This window comes from Viridibacillus arenosi, assembly GCF_001955655.1.
GTDB classification, from domain to species: domain Bacteria; phylum Bacillota; class Bacilli; order Bacillales_A; family Planococcaceae; genus Viridibacillus; species Viridibacillus arenosi.
In genome coordinates this window covers 139,140-157,769 of record NZ_MSPW01000005.1, presented here as the reverse complement: position 1 = coordinate 157,769, position 18,630 = coordinate 139,140, and the positions used below count along the sequence as shown (strand labels likewise).

General features: G+C 35.2%; 19 protein-coding genes. 17 read left to right on the top strand and 2 right to left on the bottom strand.

Features of this window, described 5'->3' with window-relative positions; genetic code table 11:
- Nucleotides 1-5: 5 nt before the first annotated feature.
- Entirely contained in the window at nt 6-1,337 is a 1,332-nt protein-coding gene (locus tag BK137_RS11600) for an FAD-dependent oxidoreductase (protein WP_038186355.1), read from the top strand.
- Between the two features lie 55 nt (nt 1,338-1,392).
- Here BK137_RS11600 and BK137_RS11595 read toward each other — a convergent pair whose 3' ends face one another.
- Nucleotides 1,393-1,866, bottom strand: a complete 474-nt coding sequence (locus tag BK137_RS11595; RefSeq protein WP_038186352.1) for a VanZ family protein — start codon at nt 1,864-1,866, stop codon at nt 1,393-1,395.
- Nucleotides 1,867-1,998: 132 nt separating this feature from the next.
- Between BK137_RS11595 and BK137_RS11590 the strand changes: the two genes are divergently transcribed.
- The 12 genes from BK137_RS11590 to BK137_RS11535 all read left to right on the top strand — a co-directional run bounded on the left by BK137_RS11590 (nt 1,999) and on the right by BK137_RS11535 (nt 12,620).
- Nucleotides 1,999-2,991, top strand: a complete 993-nt coding sequence (locus BK137_RS11590; protein WP_038186606.1) for a YecA family protein — start codon at nt 1,999-2,001, stop codon at nt 2,989-2,991.
- A 326-nt stretch (nt 2,992-3,317) separates the two neighbouring features.
- A complete protein-coding gene (locus BK137_RS11585) occupies nt 3,318-4,322 on the top strand; it encodes a GTPase (protein WP_038186351.1) in 1,005 nt (334 codons plus the stop codon).
- Nucleotides 4,323-4,481: 159 nt separating this feature from the next.
- Complete coding sequence (locus BK137_RS11580; protein ID WP_051448743.1) at nt 4,482-5,366, top strand: DUF7662 domain-containing protein; 885 nt, start codon at nt 4,482-4,484, stop codon at nt 5,364-5,366.
- 153 nt (nt 5,367-5,519) lie between these two features.
- Nucleotides 5,520-6,209: a VOC family protein gene (locus BK137_RS11575; protein ID WP_038186350.1), complete on the top strand. Its 690-nt coding sequence runs from the start codon at nt 5,520-5,522 to the stop codon at nt 6,207-6,209.
- Nucleotides 6,210-6,307: 98 nt separating this feature from the next.
- The gene (locus tag BK137_RS11570; protein ID WP_327192131.1) at nt 6,308-7,336 is read left to right on the top strand and encodes a S66 family peptidase; all 1,029 of its coding nucleotides are present in this window, start codon (nt 6,308-6,310) and stop codon (nt 7,334-7,336) included.
- A 173-nt stretch (nt 7,337-7,509) separates the two neighbouring features.
- Nucleotides 7,510-7,701, top strand: coding sequence for a hypothetical protein (locus BK137_RS11565; RefSeq protein ID WP_038186346.1), 192 nt, complete (start codon nt 7,510-7,512; stop codon nt 7,699-7,701).
- A gap of 124 nt (nt 7,702-7,825) precedes the next feature.
- Nucleotides 7,826-8,155: a PadR family transcriptional regulator gene (locus BK137_RS11560; RefSeq protein ID WP_038186345.1), complete on the top strand. Its 330-nt coding sequence runs from the start codon at nt 7,826-7,828 to the stop codon at nt 8,153-8,155.
- Nucleotides 8,152-9,270 (top strand): DUF2812 domain-containing protein, encoded by a 1,119-nt coding sequence (locus BK137_RS11555; protein ID WP_038186342.1) that lies wholly within the window; start codon nt 8,152-8,154, stop codon nt 9,268-9,270. The genes BK137_RS11560 and BK137_RS11555 overlap by 4 nt, the downstream gene beginning before the upstream one ends.
- Nucleotides 9,271-9,625: 355 nt before the next feature.
- Nucleotides 9,626-9,946 (top strand): PadR family transcriptional regulator, encoded by a 321-nt coding sequence (locus BK137_RS11550; protein WP_038186340.1) that lies wholly within the window; start codon nt 9,626-9,628, stop codon nt 9,944-9,946.
- Nucleotides 9,943-10,965: a DUF4097 family beta strand repeat-containing protein gene (locus BK137_RS11545; RefSeq protein WP_038186338.1), complete on the top strand. Its 1,023-nt coding sequence runs from the start codon at nt 9,943-9,945 to the stop codon at nt 10,963-10,965. Before BK137_RS11550 ends, BK137_RS11545 begins: the two co-directional genes overlap by 4 nt.
- A gap of 113 nt (nt 10,966-11,078) precedes the next feature.
- Nucleotides 11,079-11,972 (top strand): NAD-dependent epimerase/dehydratase family protein, encoded by an 894-nt coding sequence (locus tag BK137_RS11540; protein WP_038186335.1) that lies wholly within the window; start codon nt 11,079-11,081, stop codon nt 11,970-11,972.
- A gap of 135 nt (nt 11,973-12,107) precedes the next feature.
- A complete protein-coding gene (locus BK137_RS11535; RefSeq protein ID WP_038186334.1) occupies nt 12,108-12,620 on the top strand; it encodes a DUF2179 domain-containing protein in 513 nt (170 codons plus the stop codon).
- A 56-nt stretch (nt 12,621-12,676) separates the two neighbouring features.
- On the opposite strand, the gene BK137_RS11530 is transcribed toward BK137_RS11535, so the two are convergent.
- The gene (locus BK137_RS11530; RefSeq protein ID WP_038186332.1) at nt 12,677-13,078 is read right to left on the bottom strand and encodes an NUDIX hydrolase; all 402 of its coding nucleotides are present in this window, start codon (nt 13,076-13,078) and stop codon (nt 12,677-12,679) included.
- Nucleotides 13,079-13,364: 286 nt separating this feature from the next.
- Here BK137_RS11530 and BK137_RS11525 point away from each other — a divergent pair, with 286 nt between their 5' ends.
- From BK137_RS11525 to BK137_RS11510, 4 genes are all read left to right on the top strand, one after another.
- Nucleotides 13,365-13,970, top strand: a complete 606-nt coding sequence (locus BK137_RS11525) for a lysophospholipid acyltransferase family protein (RefSeq protein WP_038186330.1) — start codon at nt 13,365-13,367, stop codon at nt 13,968-13,970.
- Between the two features lie 123 nt (nt 13,971-14,093).
- The gene (locus BK137_RS11520; protein ID WP_038186329.1) at nt 14,094-14,375 is read left to right on the top strand and encodes a helix-turn-helix transcriptional regulator; all 282 of its coding nucleotides are present in this window, start codon (nt 14,094-14,096) and stop codon (nt 14,373-14,375) included.
- Nucleotides 14,376-14,574: 199 nt separating this feature from the next.
- A complete protein-coding gene (gene lepB, locus BK137_RS11515) occupies nt 14,575-15,111 on the top strand; it encodes a signal peptidase I (RefSeq protein ID WP_038186327.1) in 537 nt (178 codons plus the stop codon).
- Between the two features lie 292 nt (nt 15,112-15,403).
- Nucleotides 15,404-18,532: an MMPL family transporter gene (locus BK137_RS11510; RefSeq protein ID WP_038186325.1), complete on the top strand. Its 3,129-nt coding sequence runs from the start codon at nt 15,404-15,406 to the stop codon at nt 18,530-18,532.
- The last annotated feature ends 98 nt before the right edge of the window (nt 18,533-18,630 follow it).

Below are 18,630 nucleotides of genomic sequence, written 5' to 3'. Positions count from 1 at the left end.
TGATTATGAAATATGTAATTATTGGCGGGGATGCTGCAGGTATGAGCGCAGCTATGGAAATTGTACGTCGCGATAAACAAGCGGAAGTAACGACATTGGATAAGGGGCATATTTACTCTTATGGACAATGTGGTTTGCCCTATGTTATTGATGGACGAATCCCATCGACAGACAATGTGATCGCACGGAGTGTAGAAACTTTTCGAACGAAATATGGTATTGATGCTAGAACAGGACATAATGTAACAAATATCAATTCAGAGGCGAAAACGGTATCTGGTGTTGTGCTTGAGAAGGATGAAACCTTCCATATTCCATATGACCGTTTACTTATTGCTACTGGTGCTAACCCTATCTTCCCTGACTTTGAGGGTTCTGACTTAGCTGGGATTCATACGTTAAAAACTATTCCTGATACAAAGGCGATTTTAAATGATTTGAATGATTCTGTTAAACAGGTAACTATCATTGGAGGTGGTTACATAGGCTTAGAAATGGCTGAAAGTTTAGCGGAACTTGGCAAAAAGGTACGTATTATTCAACTTGGTAATCAGTTAGCTAATATATTTGATCAAGATATGGCAGAGCTCATTCATGAAGAGGCAAGACAAAATGGGGTTGAATTAATTTTCAATGAAGAAGTGAAAGGCTTTAATGGTGAAGGTCATGTGCAAACAGTTGTGACGGACAGGGGAGAGTATGAGACTGATTTTGTACTAGCAGCAATTGGTGTACAACCTAATACAAACTTTCTTGATGGAACCGGTATGCATATGACACCTAAGGGTGCGATTCTGGTAAATCCGTATATGGAGACAAGTCTAGAAAACGTTTATGCCGCTGGTGATTGTGCAAGTCATTTTCATCGAATTAAGCAAAAGGATGATTATATCCCACTTGGCACTACAGCAAATAAGCAAGGACGTATTGCAGGCATGAATATGGCTGGTGGTGCAAATACGTTCAAGGGCATCGTAGGGACCTCTGTTGTGAAGTTCTTTCATCTAACTTTAGGTCGAACAGGATTATCTGAAAAAGAGGCAGAGACGCTGGGATTCGATTACGAAACACATAAGCAAAAAGCGAAAGATATTGCTGGTTACTATCCTGGAAACCAGGAAATGCAATTGAAATTTATCTATGAAAAAACGACGCAGAAATTGTACGGAGCACAGATTATAGGTGGAAATGGTGTAGATAAACGTATTGATGTATTTGCTACAGCACTTTATCACGAGATGACGCTGAATGACTTATTGGATTTGGATCTTGCCTATGCACCGCCTTATAACGGAGTTTGGGATCCGATTCAACAGATAGCAAAAAGAAAGTCATGAGATAAACAGTTGGTTTTAGTTCAGCTTCTATATAAAGTGAAAATCCGTAGAGGCATTAAGCTTCTACGGATTTTCTTCGTGTTAATACTAGTATGCATTTTAAAAGGATGAGAAATGTGACAGCACCAGCTGTATCTAACATTACATCTTGAAAAGTAGCTGTTCGACCGGTTGTAAAATATTGATGAAGTTCATCAAGTGCCGCTAATGAAAATGTCAGAAGGGCTGCGGTGAATAGGCGGAATTTATGTTTAGGTAAAGCAATAAATATTGTTATCGCTATCAATCCGAACATGCCAAAGTGTGCAGCTTTTCGGATTAAGAATTCTAAAAAGTAATAATAGCCGCGCTCATCTACTGATACAATTATGCCCCAATAGGGAATTTCCAATAGGGATAATAGAGGTCTTAATGGTTCATTTGGAAACCACTCACGTAATGTTGGTACGATAGTTTGCTGCTCATAGCTCTGACTAGATGAGATGAAAATGACTAACATTAATATGAGTAAAGGAATTAATTTTTTCATATAAGAACCATACCATAAATCGACAGGATTTTCAGTCGACGTAATGAAAATGCTAATTATAGTGTAACCTTTTGCAATTTCATGAAAGATGGTATGCTAAAAAAGCACTTAAATGATAAAGGACGTGTTAGAATGCCCGGACGTAATGAACCGTGTCCATGTGGTAGTGGTAAGAAATACAAAAAATGCTGTGAGAAGAAAGAAGCAGTCACAGTAGAATCCGTATACGCAGAAGAATTAGAACGAGTATTGCAAACATTTTATGATAAGTATCCGTTACGTAGCGACATTCCTGAGTTTGCTGAAGTAGCGAAGAAATGGCATGATGCAGTCGGCAAATATTTATTAGAAGATATGATTGAAGCCATTGCATTAGATGCATATTTCTTCCATGATAGAACGGATATTTGGCAAGGATATTTGCAAAAAATGAAAAAAGAAATAGTACGCCCATCGACTTTAACTGTATTAAACACTTGGGAGCATCCAACAATGATGGTTGCTGAAGTAACAGCAATTGAAGAGAATTATATGGTGGTACGAAATATTTTAACAGATGAAGTTGTACATTTGCGTCGGGAAAGTGACAAGCCTGTTCCTGTAGGTGTGCATGTATTTTGCTTTATCTTACCAGACGGCTCAAATAAAGAATCGCATTATTTAGCGGTATCTAGTATGATTTTCTTCCCGAAAGATCATCAATCTGTATTCGGAAATTTAGCAGATACTTTTAAAGCACAATCGACTTTAGACGAAGAAGCTTATTGGAAAGAAAATAGCCTGGACTTCTGGAGAGAGCTAGGTGAAGCTGGCTTTGAAGGCGGAGAATTTACGGATTTTGAAGCGGACGTATTTTTACGTGTGCTAGAGTTTTTAGAAGGCAAAGGACAAGACCCAAGACCAGTTCTTGAAATTGTAGAAGATTATGTTGTAGAGCGCCAACCGAAAGCGCGTAAGGCTGTTGCAATTGCGGCAGGTGCCATTCGTTTTGGTGAAGAACAAAAATTATTTGAACCACTTGGAATGACAGTGAAAGAAATCTCTGAAAAATTTGAGGTTTCCCCATCTTCATTAAACAAATATTATAATGAGCTAACTACTTATTATACTGAAAAAAACAACTGATTTTGAAGACCCAAGCCTGGTATTGTACCGAGCTTGGGCTTTTTAGTTTTTCATAATTCATCTGATGTTGCAGTAGGAAAAATAGTGCACTTTTTGTAGAGAAAAGTGGATGTTATGTATCTAAATTTAAAATACTAATTTAATTTAGGAGCCACTAGTCTACAAATTTACTTTCGTTATTAGAATGGTCAGACTAAATGTAAGCGATTTGCAGATAAAGGCGGTTATCTAAAAGTACAAAAAAGTAAAAAGTTTGCATTCTTTGTAGGTCTGTTATAGCTTTAAAATATGAGAAGTATTGTCCAACCTTCAGGAGGTTTTAACAGATGAACTCAAGTCAACCTTTTACAGATGCAGAATTTGATCGTATTTTTGAAGAAAAGTCAGAAGAAATTAATGCCCAGCTGGATCGTGAAATTTTGATAGCCATGATAGGTGATGTAAACGCTGGGAAATCCTCAACAGTAAACAAATTAATGGGTGACGATGTGGCACCAGTAGGAGCAAATCCTGGTGAAACACAACAAATTAAAAAGTATATATACAAAGATAAAATTGTATTCGTCGATACTCCAGGGCTTGACGATATTAAAAGTGAAAACTCGGATTTAACGATGAGTTTTTTCCACGAGGCAGATGTCGTGTTATTTTTCCTTAATGCAGCGGGTACTGTTCTTTCAGAGACTGAGCTTGCTTCACTAAAGAAAATAAGTGCGGTCAATAAAGACATTATTCTAGTACTTAACAAAATTGATGCTGCTGATGATATACCAAGCCTTGTGAAATATGTACAGGACCATACAAATTATGAGTATGCGGTGACACCGATTTCTTCTCGCACAGGTGAAAATATGTCCATGTTACAAGAAAAGGTGCTAAAGCTTTTAGAGGTCAAAAAAAAAGACATTTTAATGGCAGCTCACATGGCTGATAAGTCTGCTACTGCTAAAAAGTGGATTTTAGGAGCAGGTGCATCAGCAGCTGCGATTGGAGCAGTGCCGATTCCAGGTGCTGATTTCGTACCATTAACGACTTTACAAGTAGGTATGATGCTGAAGTTATCTACCCTATACGGAAAGCCTATCTCTAAAGATAAAGCTAAGGAAATGATTATCGCAACGATTGTTGGTAATGTTGGGAAAACAATTTTCCGCCAAATAGTAAAATTTGTACCAGGAGCAGGTACTGTAGCTGGTGCGAGTGTTGCAGGCGGAATGACAATCGCACTAGGCTATGCAGTGAAGTATGCGTACGAAAATGACATCGACGTCAATTCAAAAACACTTAAACCGTTATATGAAACGTTTTTAAAAGACCAAAAGAAAAAGTAATATTATATTTTGTGTTATAAATCCTTTGAAGGATTTATAACACGTTTTTCGTTTTATATAAAATATAATATATATTGAATTTTTAGAAATTTCTGTATAATATATGATAAAATGTACTAATATATTGTTTAATTTTATCCGAGTGGGGAGTAATGGATGATGGAAACAACACTAGTACAGGGAAAATACTTACCTTTATTCAATTATTTAAAAAGGCAGGAAGAACGTCGTGTTGTACTAACTTTTGAGGAGATTGAACAGATATTGACGGTGACATTACCTCGTTCAGCCTATACTTATCATGCTTGGTGGGGAAATACTAGAAGTGGTACATATGTGCAAGCTGCTGCATGGCTAGAGGCAGGGTTTCGAGTAGATGAGGTTCAATTTGGAAAATCTGTTGAGTTCGTGAAAGTATCTCGTGAAATCTTAACAAAGAAAAAGAATAAAGTAGTAAAGGAAGAAATGAGTACAAATAAAGAAAGAGCCTTAAATGTAGAGCAGGAAGAATTTGATTTTTTTCAAAGGATGACTGCTAAAATGGATTTGATTCAGACCTTCTTTGTACACAATTCACATCGTCGCTTTGCAGCCGAAGAGTTACAAGAGCAGTTTGATGTCGTTCGATCGTGGAAAAGAATGTTAGGTAATATTGAGCAAGACATGAATTTACTAGCCTCTCAGTTAGTAATAGAGTTTCTAATAGGGAAATATGATATACCATCTTTTTCAGCAGATAAAACTCAACAAGATTCAAGTACCTTTACATATGATGAAACAACTACAGAAGGTAATCGGATTTTAGCAACTTTAAGAACAGTTATACCCGCTTTACCTAATGATTTTGGTCCACACCAAAAGGGTGGGATGTTGCACGATTTTAGAACACTGAACAGTAAGCAAGCATATGCGAAATACTTTTTTGTGACAGAAGTACTTACCTTTAAAATTGTTCAGCAGAAATACGCCCAACAGTTATCGGGTATTTCCCTCGTCCTATTGCCACAAGCGTTGGATGATGAAAAGTGGGTAGTGAAGCTTTAAAAACCGATTATCTAAAGGGACTGCTAGGATGATTATATGACATTTTAGCAGTCCTTTTCTCATTCAATAGTAGGAAAGAGATTTCATCCAATTGATGGTATAAAACACTAATGCTATTAACATATGATGGAAGTATCGATTGGAGGGCATGTGATGATTATCCAAAAAGTGAGTTTGTATAGTTCAAATTTAGAAGAAACGAAGAATTTTTATGTGGAGAAATTAGGCTTTGGACTTTTAACCGAAAGTATTAATAGTTTTGAAATAGCTGTTGGTACAAGTATTTTAGAACTTAAAGAATATGAAGGGAAAGGTATGCCGTTTTATCACTTTGCACTCAATATACCTAGTAATTTATTTCGAGAAGCCAAAAAATGGATTATGCAATTAGTATCTTTAAATAATGATGAAGAAGGTAATGATGAAGTACATTTTGAATCAGCTAAAGCATTCTCATGCTACTTCGAAGATCCTTCTGGTAATATTGTTGAGCTGATTTCACGTTATGGCACTTCTCCACAAACCAAACTAACTGAACCTTTTTCAGCAAGGAATCTATTAAATATTAGTGAAATAAATGTTACAACAGATGATGTTTTGAAGGTTGGTAATGAATTACAAAAAATTGGTATTACCCTAACAGATGAGGAGCCATTAGAATCGAATGCTCTAAATTTTTTAGGCGAAAGGGAAGATGGGGCATTTTTTTTATTAGCGCCTACTAAGAGAATATGGTATTTTTCGACGAAAGAAGCAGTTAGTTATCCATTGTTGATTCAGTTGAAAGACGGCCGATTTGTTGAAGTGAACGAAAATGGAAAAATTTCTATTGGAACAAAATGATACTTTCAAAAAAAGCTGCTCTAGTGGTTTTTTTTATTTTGAAGTAGACTATTCTGAATTTAGTGATAGAATATGTAAAAGTATTTTTGTAGGGGGGAATTGTCATAGATAATATTAAGCCGAAAAGGTTAAAGGTAGGTAGTACAATCGGAATTATTGCGCCATCGTCAGGCATAGCAGCTGATTGTCCCGGTCGTTTGCAGAGAGGAATTGAAGCGATTAAGAAAATGGGCTATAAAGTAGCTATTGGTGAGCATGCGACAAAGAGCGACCACTATATGGCTGGCACAGTAGATGAAAGATTGGTTGATTTACATGCGATGTTTAGTGATCCAAAAATTGATGCGATTATTACGACAATTGGTGGAACCTGTTCACATCAATTACTAGATAAAATCGATTATGAACTAATTAAAAAAAATCCCAAAATATTGATGGGCTATAGTGATATTACAGCTTTGAATATCGCTATATATGAAAAAACATCACTTGTTACATATTTGGGACCAGCGATTTTACCTCAGTTCGGTGAATTAAATGGGTTAATGGATTATACATATAATTATTTTCAAAAAACATTGGTTGAAGTAGATACTGTTGAGATTAACAGTTCATCATACCGAGTATTGGAATCATTATCTTGGGACAAAGAAGATACGAGGGAGCGTGTTAAAGAGTTTAACTCTGGTATGCAAGTTTTCAAACAAGGGGAAGCAAGAGGCAAGATTATCGCAGGAAACGTTGGGGTTATGTTGCTTTTAGCAGGAACGGAGTACTTTCCAAATGTGGATGGAGCAATTCTCTGTTTAGAAGATGATGAAGGTGAATGTCCAGAATCAATAGATCGCTATTTTACGCAACTCCGACATATGCAAGTATTTGATAAAATTTCTGCGTTAGTCATTGGACGATTCCACCCATCGGTAGGTTTTGGAGATAATCACGATAATGGGTTATTGCACACTATTCTACAAAGAGCTACAGAAGGATATGATTTCCCGATTGTTTATAATGCTGACTTTGGTCACACAGATCCGATGTTCATTTTACCAAATGGTATTCAGGCTTCAATTCAAGCAAATAAAAACGGAATTGCATTTCGCTTTTTAGAAACAGCTGTACAATAATTATTAGAAATAACGGTGTATCAGTTGACCTAAAAGAGCAGATATAAAATTTCATGCAGAAACATAGTATTTAATAATGAAATAATAACATTCTTTTACTAGCAGGTTCATATTTATCATGGTACTATCGAAATAAATAAAACCGAAATTTTCAAATAAAGAGGCGAAGTAATTTGTTGAAAGGTTTACCATTATACATGGTGCTAATCGCTGTTGGCTCCCTTAGTATCACATTTGGTATGACGCGTAATTTACCTTTGACGATGCAATGGGTATTACTTATTAGTGGCACGATTTTGAACATCATTAGCTTAATCGGACTTTTTATATTTTTGGCAAAGCAAGACTCGAATAAAAAAGCATAACTGCTAAGAAGGCTATCCTGATAAAATGGGATAGTTTTTTATTTTTGGAAAATAATGTTGATTTAATATGTCGCAGCGTGATATAGTCGAAATGTGACATAGTTGGAGTAAAAAGAGGTATCGCATGAATATAGAGCAAATCATTAAAAGTTATAGCCCCATGACTGAAACTGCTTTTTATATATTATTGTCATTATCAAAACCGAGGCATGGTTACGGAATTATTAAGCATGTAGAAGAAGTCACAAATAATCGCTTAAAACTTGGATCGGGAACGATTTATGGAACGTTAACTAAGATGGAACGTGACGGTATAATTACCATGTATGCAGATGAAAAGCGTAAGAAAATTTATGAAATAACAGATGGTGGAAAAGCGTTGATGAGACATGAAATGAAGCGTTTAAATGAATTGTATGTGAATGTCGCAAAATACAAGGGGGCTTTTGAGTGACCATAAAAAGGTGGAGACCGTTTTGGAGTTATCGCATTGAAGAGACGGAGCAATGGTTAGCTGAAATGGCGCATGATGGTTTGCAACTATCGCATATACAACGATTTAGTCGCCTATTTCAATTTGAAAAAGTCGCATCAATTGAAACAATTTATCAAATCCAATATGGCAAGTCAGCTCAATTGGCAAAAACGCTACAAAATAATGGGTGGCATGAAGTTGTGAGAGCAAAGCATTGGCTTATCGTGAAGAATAATCATCCATCTATTTCCCTCTTTCCCTCAAGAGATGGTGTTTTGAGACGTATTAGTTTTCACGAGGATAAATGGAGCCGTTTTGCAATTATTAGCGCATGGATACTATTTATCATTTTCATGCCGTTTTGTTTAATGTTATTTATGTTGGACTTTGAAGATTTGGCACCTATTTGGTGGATGATTCCTATATCAATTATTATTTTAGCGGTTAGTAATATTAGGTTAAGTTTCTTTTTAAAAAGGCAATTAAAGGCTTTAGAAAAGAAATATTTTAATACATCGATCGATCAGGTGCAGGCAACAGGAAAGGTATTTAGAAAAAAGAAGAACAATTGGGTGTACTTTCCCAAAATGTTAGATAAGTGGTTAATGGAAATGGTTGCACAAGGTAATAGATTAGTAAAAGTAAATGGGGATTTCTTTATATTTGAAGATGGCCAAAATGAAAAAGTCTCTTATGTTTGCGAAATGAGAAAACGAGTAGAGCCTTCTTATTTCGATATGCATAAAGAAGCAGGATGGCAACTAAAACATAAAACAACACAACGTTTCGGTTCTTTTTTCATCTGGGCAAAGCAATATAAAGAGGGAGAAACAATACCAACCTTAGGGCATGATATTACTGAAGAGCGAAAGCAAACTTTTGGAACATACTTAAAGCAAAGTGCATCACTTCTGTTTTTGATAGTATTAAATTTAACGAATTTATTACTTCGTATTAAAGAGTATAAATTTGGTGGCGATATCGGTGACAAAACTGTTTTAGGAATATTAGCAATAGTAGTGTTGCTAAGCGTAAGTATATTAATAAATGTCTCATATAAGTATTTCTATAAAGAACGAAAGCTTTATTCATAGGCGGAGATATATATGTGGCTGTTGGTAGGATGTATTATTTTTAGTGTGATTACTTTATTACTTGTAATTTATGCTTTGTGAAAAAAGATTTTTTATTCAGTTCATATATGATGTTATCTCTAGGGTTAGTCATTGTATTTAGCGGGGTACAGGAATTCAAAAAAACCGAGCAAATGGCATGATGTTTTATTGTGTTTCGGCAGTAATAATTTTTGTTGTTTCTTATACAATAGTTTAGTTACGAGCTACCCTACAAAAAAAGGATAGCTTTTTTATTAAATTCAGTACCTTGCAATGAACAATAGACATATGTTATAGTACTGTTTAATAAACAATAGTGAAGGGAGGAAGCTGTATGAACGTGCAATTTAAAAAGGGTGTCTTGAATTTATGTGTGTTAGCTTTACTTGAAAATCAGGATCGTTATGGATATGAGCTAGTGCAAGCTATTTCACATCAAATTGAAATTTCAGAGGGCTCTGTTTATCCATTGCTTCGTCGTCTCACGAAAGAAGGCTATTTTACCACTTATTTAAAGGAATCAACTGAAGGACCGCCACGTAAGTATTACCAAATTACAAAGCAAGGTTTAATTTATCTAGAAGAATTACGCCAAGAATGGGATTCATTTATTGCTGGAGTAAATCATTTAATCCATGAGGGGGATACAAAATGAATGAGGAACGTTATTTGCAAGCACTAGAAAAAGAGTTGGATTGTTTAAAACAAGATGAAAGACAGGATATCATTCGGGATTTTCGTGAGTATTTTTCAAATGGACGTAGTGAAGGGAAAACAGATACTGCAATCATTGATGCCCTTGGGACGCCAGCACATATTGCTGAGGAATTATTAAAGGCTTATGGTGATGAGGATATGAAGGTGACGGAGGAACAGCCTAAAGGGGAGTACTTTACGAAAGTAAGTATAGAGGCTGATTTTGCAGACTTAGATATTATTCCATCACCAGATGACCGTGCATATGTTGATATGAAAGATCAACTAAGCAATAAGTTGATTTCAATGGATATTGTAGGAGATACACTTAAAATTGTTATTAAAGAAAAGAAAAAATGGTTCGCGTTTGGCATAATTTTAACATTCGGCAACGCACCTAAAGTGACGATTAAATTACCTAAACGTATGTATGATATGATTCGAATTGATAACGATAATGGTGTAACGAAAGCGGAACAATTACATGCTATTTTAATGCATATCGAATCAGACAATGGTCGAATTATATTAACAGATAGTGCCTCTACAAACTTACATGTAGAAACTGACAATGGCCGTATTACGTTAAAAGATGTTCAATGTAAAACATTAAAAGGTGAGACGGATAATGGACGTATAGAGTTACATCATGTACAAACAGAGACAGTTAAGGTTAAAACAGATAATGGCCGAATCGACATTCAAGAAGTAACAGGTACCATTGAAGCTGAAACGGATAATGGCCGTATTGAAGCTTTTATTCCTATTATCACTAAACCGATCTCTTTGGAAACGGACAATGGTAGCATTCAATTATACGTAAAAGAAAAGCCAGATAATGCTACGATTCAGACTAAAAAGGATATGGGGAAGAGTATAATTTTCGGTGAGAAAACGAAAAAATTAATCTTGGGCAATGGTCTATTACCAATCTCCTTAAAAACAGATAACGGTAGCATTACTGTTGCAGAAAAATAATATCTAGCCCCTTGTGCATTTTGTACAGGGGGCTTTGCTGTAGTTAAAAATATATAAATGACGAAATATTTGCTAAAATAAGAATGGTAGAAATTTCATAAGGGGGAGAGATTATGAAGAAAATTTTAGTACTAGGTGGCACGCGTTTTTTTGGCAAGAGATTAGTTGAATTGTTAGTAGAGGATGGACATGATGTAACTATTGCTACACGTGGAAATTTAGCAAACCCCTTCGGTGATAAGGTACGACAAGTCACAGTAGATAGACTAAATGCCAAAGTGCTTAAATCAGCAGTAGGTAGTGAACAATGGGATATTGTATATGATAATATTTGTTATTCACCAGATGATGCAGCGGTGGCTTGTGCTATCTTTGATAAAAATGTAAAGCATTATGTTTTCACTTCAACATTATCCGTGTATGCAGCAGATGGAATTGCTAAGATAGAAGAGGATTTTGATCCTTATACTTATCCAATTCAAATGGGAGATCAACATGCATTTTCATATAGCGAAGGGAAACGTTTATCCGAAGCTGTATTTTTCCAAAAAGCAACGTTTCCAGTAACAGCAGTTCGATTCCCAATTGTAATTGGTGAAGAGGATTATACAGAAAGACTACTTTTCCATGTGGAGCATGTGAAAAATGAGGAAGAAATAGGAATGATTAATACAGAAGCACGTATGTCCTTTATTTCATCTGATGAAGCTGGCACCTTCTTAAAATGGGTTGGGCAAGAGCATGTTACGGGGCCTATAAATGCAACATTAAAAGGCACCTATTCATTAGCAGAAATGCTAGAAATAATTGAAGAAGAAGTTGGTAAAAAGGCGATTGTTTCAGCTGAAGTGGAACAGGAAAATATTTCACCTTATAATATTCCGGATTCTTGGTATATGGAAACTTCAAAAGCAGAGTCAGCAGGTTATACATTTGCAACATTGGATAGTAGTTTTCCACAGCTTGTCCACAAGCTTGTACAAGGAATACATCACAAAACTAGATAAATAAATCATTTGATATGAAAGGGGCTACTATTTTTACAAGTAGCTTCTTTCATTTTTAAGTGTATAAAGCTATTTTTCGGGAACTATAAAAATATGTAAAGAATCTATTTCGAATGCGACTAGGAGTTGAAAACTATGATTGAAATGATTTTACTAATCATTGTGATTAACATTTCTTACATGACTTTAACAACGCTACGGTTAATTTTGGTCATTAAAGGCTATCCGAAAGTTGCGTCCCTGCTCTCGATGGTAGAAGTATTTATCTATTTGATGGGATTAACGATTGTATTAGACAATTTGGATAATCCGTGGAATATCGCTGCTTACTGCCTAGGTTGGGGATTAGGTGTTTATTCGGGAAGTTTAATTGAACAGCGTCTGGCGTTAGGCTATGTACTATTTGAAGTAATAGTAGATGCAAGTGAAGCAGCACTAGTTGGAGAGTTACGTGCTAAAGGGTATGGCGTCACTTCATGGTTTGCAGATGGTAAAGATGGCAAGAAAATCAGTATGACAGTAATAGCCAAGCGCAAAAATGAAGCAAAATTACGTGCAACAATAATAGGCATATCGCCAAAGGCATTTGTTATCTCTTATGAACCAAGTAAGCTCAATGGAGGATTTTTAGTAAAGCAAATGCGCTAAATGAAATAAAGAAGAAGCATCATATCATCTAGTTTTCTAGACAGTATGATGCTTTTTTAGTCAGTAGAATCATTATCCATAAGGATCCTCACAACTTCTATTGGGCGTACGTCTAGTTCATTTATTTTTGTGAGGGGTATCCAGACAGCTTCATATGTACCGCCTTCAATTGTAGATTTTGTGAATTCTTCACCTTTTCCTGTGCCAAATTCGCCAGATATTATTTGAGCTGTGAAATAATATTGTGTACCATTGAATGGAACGGTTGTGAGTAATTCTATGACCTTTACGTGAACACCTAGTTCTTCAAAGGTTTCCCTAATCGCTGCTTGTTCAGCTGTTTCGCCATGCTCAATTCCACCCCCAGCGAAAACATAATAGTTACCATGACCTTTGTTTCTTCTCAATAAAGCTACTTTATCTTCGCAGATAATGACAGCAGCTGCTCGATTCCGCATAAACATACCTCATTTAACTTAAAATGTTTGAAAAAACAATTTATTATAACCTTTTTTTGTACATTTGGTACAAATTTTATAAATATCGATTACAATAATAGGTAGGGGAATGTAGAATTATGGATTCAATGTATGAACCACCTATTCGTTGCTATCGTTTGAATATAATTTCTTTTGTAGATACTCTCTCTAGTATAGATTATTAGAGCTCTTCAAAATAGTAACAATCGCAATAAATGGATATCGCTGAAGATAGATATTCATAGTGCAAGTAAGGAGTAGAAAAGTGTATAGATTTGTAGGTCTTTTTGTAGTAAAGTTTTTAGGTTTATTTAATAAGGTGAGAGTTTTTGACAAGCACAATGTGCCAACAGAGGGTGGTTATGTTGTAGCTTGTACTCACACAGGTTGGATTGATATTTTGAATCTTGGTGTTTCTATATACCCGAAACCTATTCATTTCATGGCTAAGAAGCAACTTTTTGATCATAAGCTACTAGGTTGGTTTATTACGAAGATGAATGCTTTTCCTGTAGATCGTGATAACCCAGGACCAAGTGCAATTAAAATACCAATGAAGTTGTTAAAAGAAGGTGAAGTAGTAGGTATTTTCCCAAGCGGAACACGAAATGCGGAAGGAAACTCTTTAAAGCAAGGTGCGATTACAATTGCTCAATTATCAAAAGCACCTATTGTACCAGCTGCATATATTGGGCCGAATACACCGCGTGAAGTGTTTGCTCGTGAAAAGGGCTACCTTATCTATGGTGAACCCATTTATATTACGGCTAAAGGAAAAGCTGGAAGAGAAGAATTTACGCATCTTCTTGAAGAACAATTAGCTACGTTACAGAAGAAGCTAGAAGAGAAAATTGCTCATGACGCTAGCTGATTTTTTATCAGTTAGTGACTATAAAACAACATAGAGTATATCTACTTACTGCGGGGGCAAATCAACTTTAAAGTAGCTGAAAAAAGAATCGTTAATACACAATTTCTTTTAGGGGTGGAGCGTATGGTTACTGTTGATTTTTATGAAAGAGATGAGAAAGTTGGAGGTAAGTCTCCGTTAGAAGTAATGGCAGAAAAGCGTAGTCAGCTGATTTTCAAACAAAGAATGTCAGTTGGACTTACGCAATCTGAATTAGCGGTACAGGCAAATGTAACGCAGAAAACGGTAAGTCGAATTGAACGTGGAGATACAAAAGTACGTGAAACGACTTTACAAAAGGTTTATGATGTTTTGGGGATAACGGAAGAACATCTTATTGTATTAAAGGACCATCCAAATACATAAAGAAATACTTTTTTTAAGTGTCATATCAACTTTGATATGGCACTTTTTTTAGGCTCAATTACATGGGAGAGGGATTTAAGGGGTGATTTTTTAAATAGTTGTTGTGAAAAAATTGCGTTAATGGGATGGTAGATGGGATAATATAACTAATGCTGAGTGAATGAATATATGGAATACCTTTAGTAGGGGGAGAGTTTAAGTGGAAAAAAGTCAAAAGAGAGAGCTAATTTCATGGTTACGTCCCATTATCATCGCTGTTATTATTGCTGTTGTTTGTCGCCAGTTTTTGATTGCACCTATAACAGTTAGGGGAGAGTCAATGGAGCCAACATATGTTGATGACAATAAAGTGCTAATAAGTAAATTAAGTCATATTGAAAGATTCGATATAATTGTATTTGATGCGCCAGACTCAGACGAGAAATATATTAAAAGGGTAATTGGCTTACCAGGTGACCATGTAGCAATGAAGGATGACATTCTTTATATAAATGGTAAGGAATATGATGAGCCTTACTTAAATACGAAGAAAGAAAATTTATTGGAAGGCCATTTTACATATGATTTTACGTTAGAAGAAATAACAGATGAAAAAGTAGTACCTTCTAACAGCTATTTTGTTCTTGGAGATAATCGTTTGGAAAGCTCTGATAGTAGAGAATATGGCTTTATTTCAAAAAATGCAGTGAAGGGCGAAGTGAAGCTTAAGTTTTTTCCTATATCAATAGCTAAATAAGGACATGTGATGGATTATTTAAGATGTAAAAAGGTTTTTAAATTAAACTACACAAATGAAATTGAAGAGACTCATAGAATGAAGTCAAAAAGGTCGTCCTATAAAGGAGGATCTTTTTTATTTTGTGAAAGTCTATGAAAAATAATAAAAAACTATTTATATATATTTACATCTATCAAATAATTATAATAGATATGAAATATACATTAAAAAGTCAGCGGGGAAATTATAAGATAATTGAAGAAGTGAGCGTTTAATAATATGTGTTTTTTAGAATAAGAGGTGTAAAGAGTTGAAAAAGTACATAAATGTAAGGTCGGTAGCATTAGTAGCATGGCTAATCATAACAATAGTTATGATTTTAACAATGCCTAATATGGACCGGCTTGTTAAGGAAAAAGGTCAACAGCATGTAAGTAATGCAGTGCAAAGTGGAATTGCGGCTGAGATGATGAAAGAAATGAATGATAATAGAGGAGATCACTATTCCTTCACTGCAGTCTTCCATAGTAATACGGATAAAAAATTATCCGGTGAGCAATTAGAAGAAATTGATGCAATAATAACTCGTTTAAAAAAACACGAAAATGATTTAGGTATTACAGCCATGATGGCACATACAGACAGTAAGGAAGTGAAATCGCAGCTTGTTTCAGAAGATGGGACAACCATCTTGACACAATTTACAATAGATAAAAAGCAAGGTGAAATTTCAAATGTTGAGAAAGAATTAAATACATATATTCAATCAAAAAATGTAGATACATATTTAACTGGAAATGACTTGGTCATTAGAGATTTTGCGAAGTCTACACAAGATGGTGTTGCAAAGACAGAAGTTATTGCCATTATGTTTATTGTAGTTGTATTAATTCTAGTTTTTCGTTCACCGGTAGTTCCATTGATTTCTTTAGTAACAGTTGGTATAGCTTACATCGTTTCTTTAGGAGCTATCGCACATTTAGTGGATAAGTGGGATTTTCCATTCTCCAATTTTACACAAGTGTTCCTAGTCGTTGCGCTATTTGGTATCGGTACAGATTACAATATCTTACTGTATACCCGGTTTAAAAAAGAACTTAGAGGTACTAGCGATTATTTAGTAGCTATAAGAGCAACTTATAAAACTGCTGGGAAAACTGTTCTGTATAGTGGAGCAGCTGTGTTTATAGGTTTTATAGCATTGAGCCTTTCAGATTTTCCTTTATACAAGGCAAGTTCACTCGTTGCAATAGGTGTGGGGGTCTTATTACTTGTCCTTATCACATTGAACCCCTTCTTTATGAGCGTACTAGGTAAAAAAATGTTCTGGCCAGTTAGAAGTTTCGAAGGACATGGTGATAGCAAGCTATGGTCAATTTTAGCGAAGTATGCCTATTTTAGACCTATTTTAGCGCTGCTTTTAGTAGCCATTATATGTACACCGTTTATAATGAAAAATTCAGGTGAATTGAATTACAACGATTTACTTGAGATTGCCGATAGCTATGAGTCGAAGCAAGGGATTAAAGTTATTGAGGAGCATTTCCCACCAGGTTTCTCATCTCCAACAAATATCGTTATTAAAGGGAGAGAGACTTTAGATAACCAAAAGTATCTACAAGCACTTGATGAATTAACACAAGCTATTGCAGAAATAAACGGTGTTTCAAAGGTGTATTCATCAACTAGACCTGAAGGGAATCGAGTGAAAGAACTTTACTTGAACCGACAAACTGATCAAGTTAATAGTGGCTTAGGAAATGCACAGGAGGGCATCGAAGTTATTCATAATGGTTTATCAACGGCTGGGGATGGACTTAGTAATGCAGATGATAGTGGGATTGAAAATGTTCAAAAGTTAATTGACGGTACTACAGAAGTTAAATCAGGCATATTAGCATTGAATTCTGCAATGGAGAAAATAACGAGTGGCTTCCAACATGGTGTAACAGGAGCAGGTCAAATTCAAACAGGCTTACATGAATTGAATACCAATATTGCGAAACTGTCCGATGGTACTAGAGAATTACAGGATGGTTATGCAGATTTATATACTGGCCTAAATACATTTTCACAATATTTTTCATCCTTGAGTGATGCAATTATCGGCGCTAGACAAGGGTATACACAGATTGAAATTTCTATGAGGGCTCTGATTAAAACAAATCCTGAATTAGAAAATGATGAAAATATAAGAACTGCTCTACGTATAGCGCGAGCGGGTCAGCTAGAGTTCTTGGTATTAAAAAACCAAATGAATAGAATTGAGCCACAGTATAAGAAGGCGATGAATTCATTCAATAAAGCGAATATTTCATTCTCGAAAATTAATAATGCCTTAACGTATGTTCAGCAGGGAGTAAAGCAACTTGAAATTGGAGCACAAGAATTAAAATCAGGATTGGATAAAGGTGAAAATGGATCTGAGCAAATTGTTAGTAATCTACCCTATTTACAAACCGGACTAACTCAAATTAATAATGGTCAGGAGCAATTGAAATCAGGACTTTCTGATTTACAAGAAGACATGAAAACTTTACAAAAAGGTCTTGCTGATAGTACAGATGGTTTAAATGAAATTAGTGCAGGTCTAGCGAATGCACAAGATTATTTAGGAAACGTTAGTAACTCAAAATCAACTACGAAATTCTTTGTTCCTAAGAATGTTATAGAGGGGGAGGATTTCCAAAAAAGCTTGGATATGTACATGTCTGAAAATCGAGAAATGACAAGATTAATGGTCATTCTTGATGTTAATCCATACTCAAAAGAAGCAATGCATATCGTTGAAAAAATCAATGAACGTATTGAATCAGTTTCAAAAAATAGCGAGTTAAAAAATACGCAAATTGCAGTAGGTGGGAAATCTTCTCAAAATCTAGATTTACAAGATATTTCGAGCAATGATTTTACGAGAACTATGATCATTATGCTTATAGGTATTGGAGTGGTACTAGCTATTATTACACGTTCACTTTGGAGACCAATAATCATTATTGCTTCATTAATCATTGCCTATTACTCATCACTTGGAATTAGCGAATTAATCAGTAAATATATTTTAGATATCGATGCATTAAGCTGGAATGTTCCTTTCTTTGGCTTCATTATGCTAATTTCATTAGGAGTAGATTATAGTATTTTCATGATGATGCGATTCAATGAACTTGAACAGAACTCGAGTGAAGCAATAATAGAGGCAGCAAAAAATATTGGTGCGGTTGTATTATCAGCAGCGATTATTTTAGGTGGTACATTTGCTGCGTTGATTCCTTCAGGCATTTTGACATTGATACAAGTAGCGCTAGTTGTCATAGTGGGACTTGTATTAATGAGTCTACTATTGATGCCAATCTTCACACCGGCAATGTTTGGTCTAACTCATAAACTTAGACATTTTGGTGATAAAAAAAAGTTTAGTAATAAAAAAACTCTTTAAAAGAATAAAATGTAAGCTACTTTGCCATTTTGAAAGAGATGTGTAGAGTAGCTTATATTTTTATCTTGAATGGGTATTCTGACTATTCGTGACTAGGT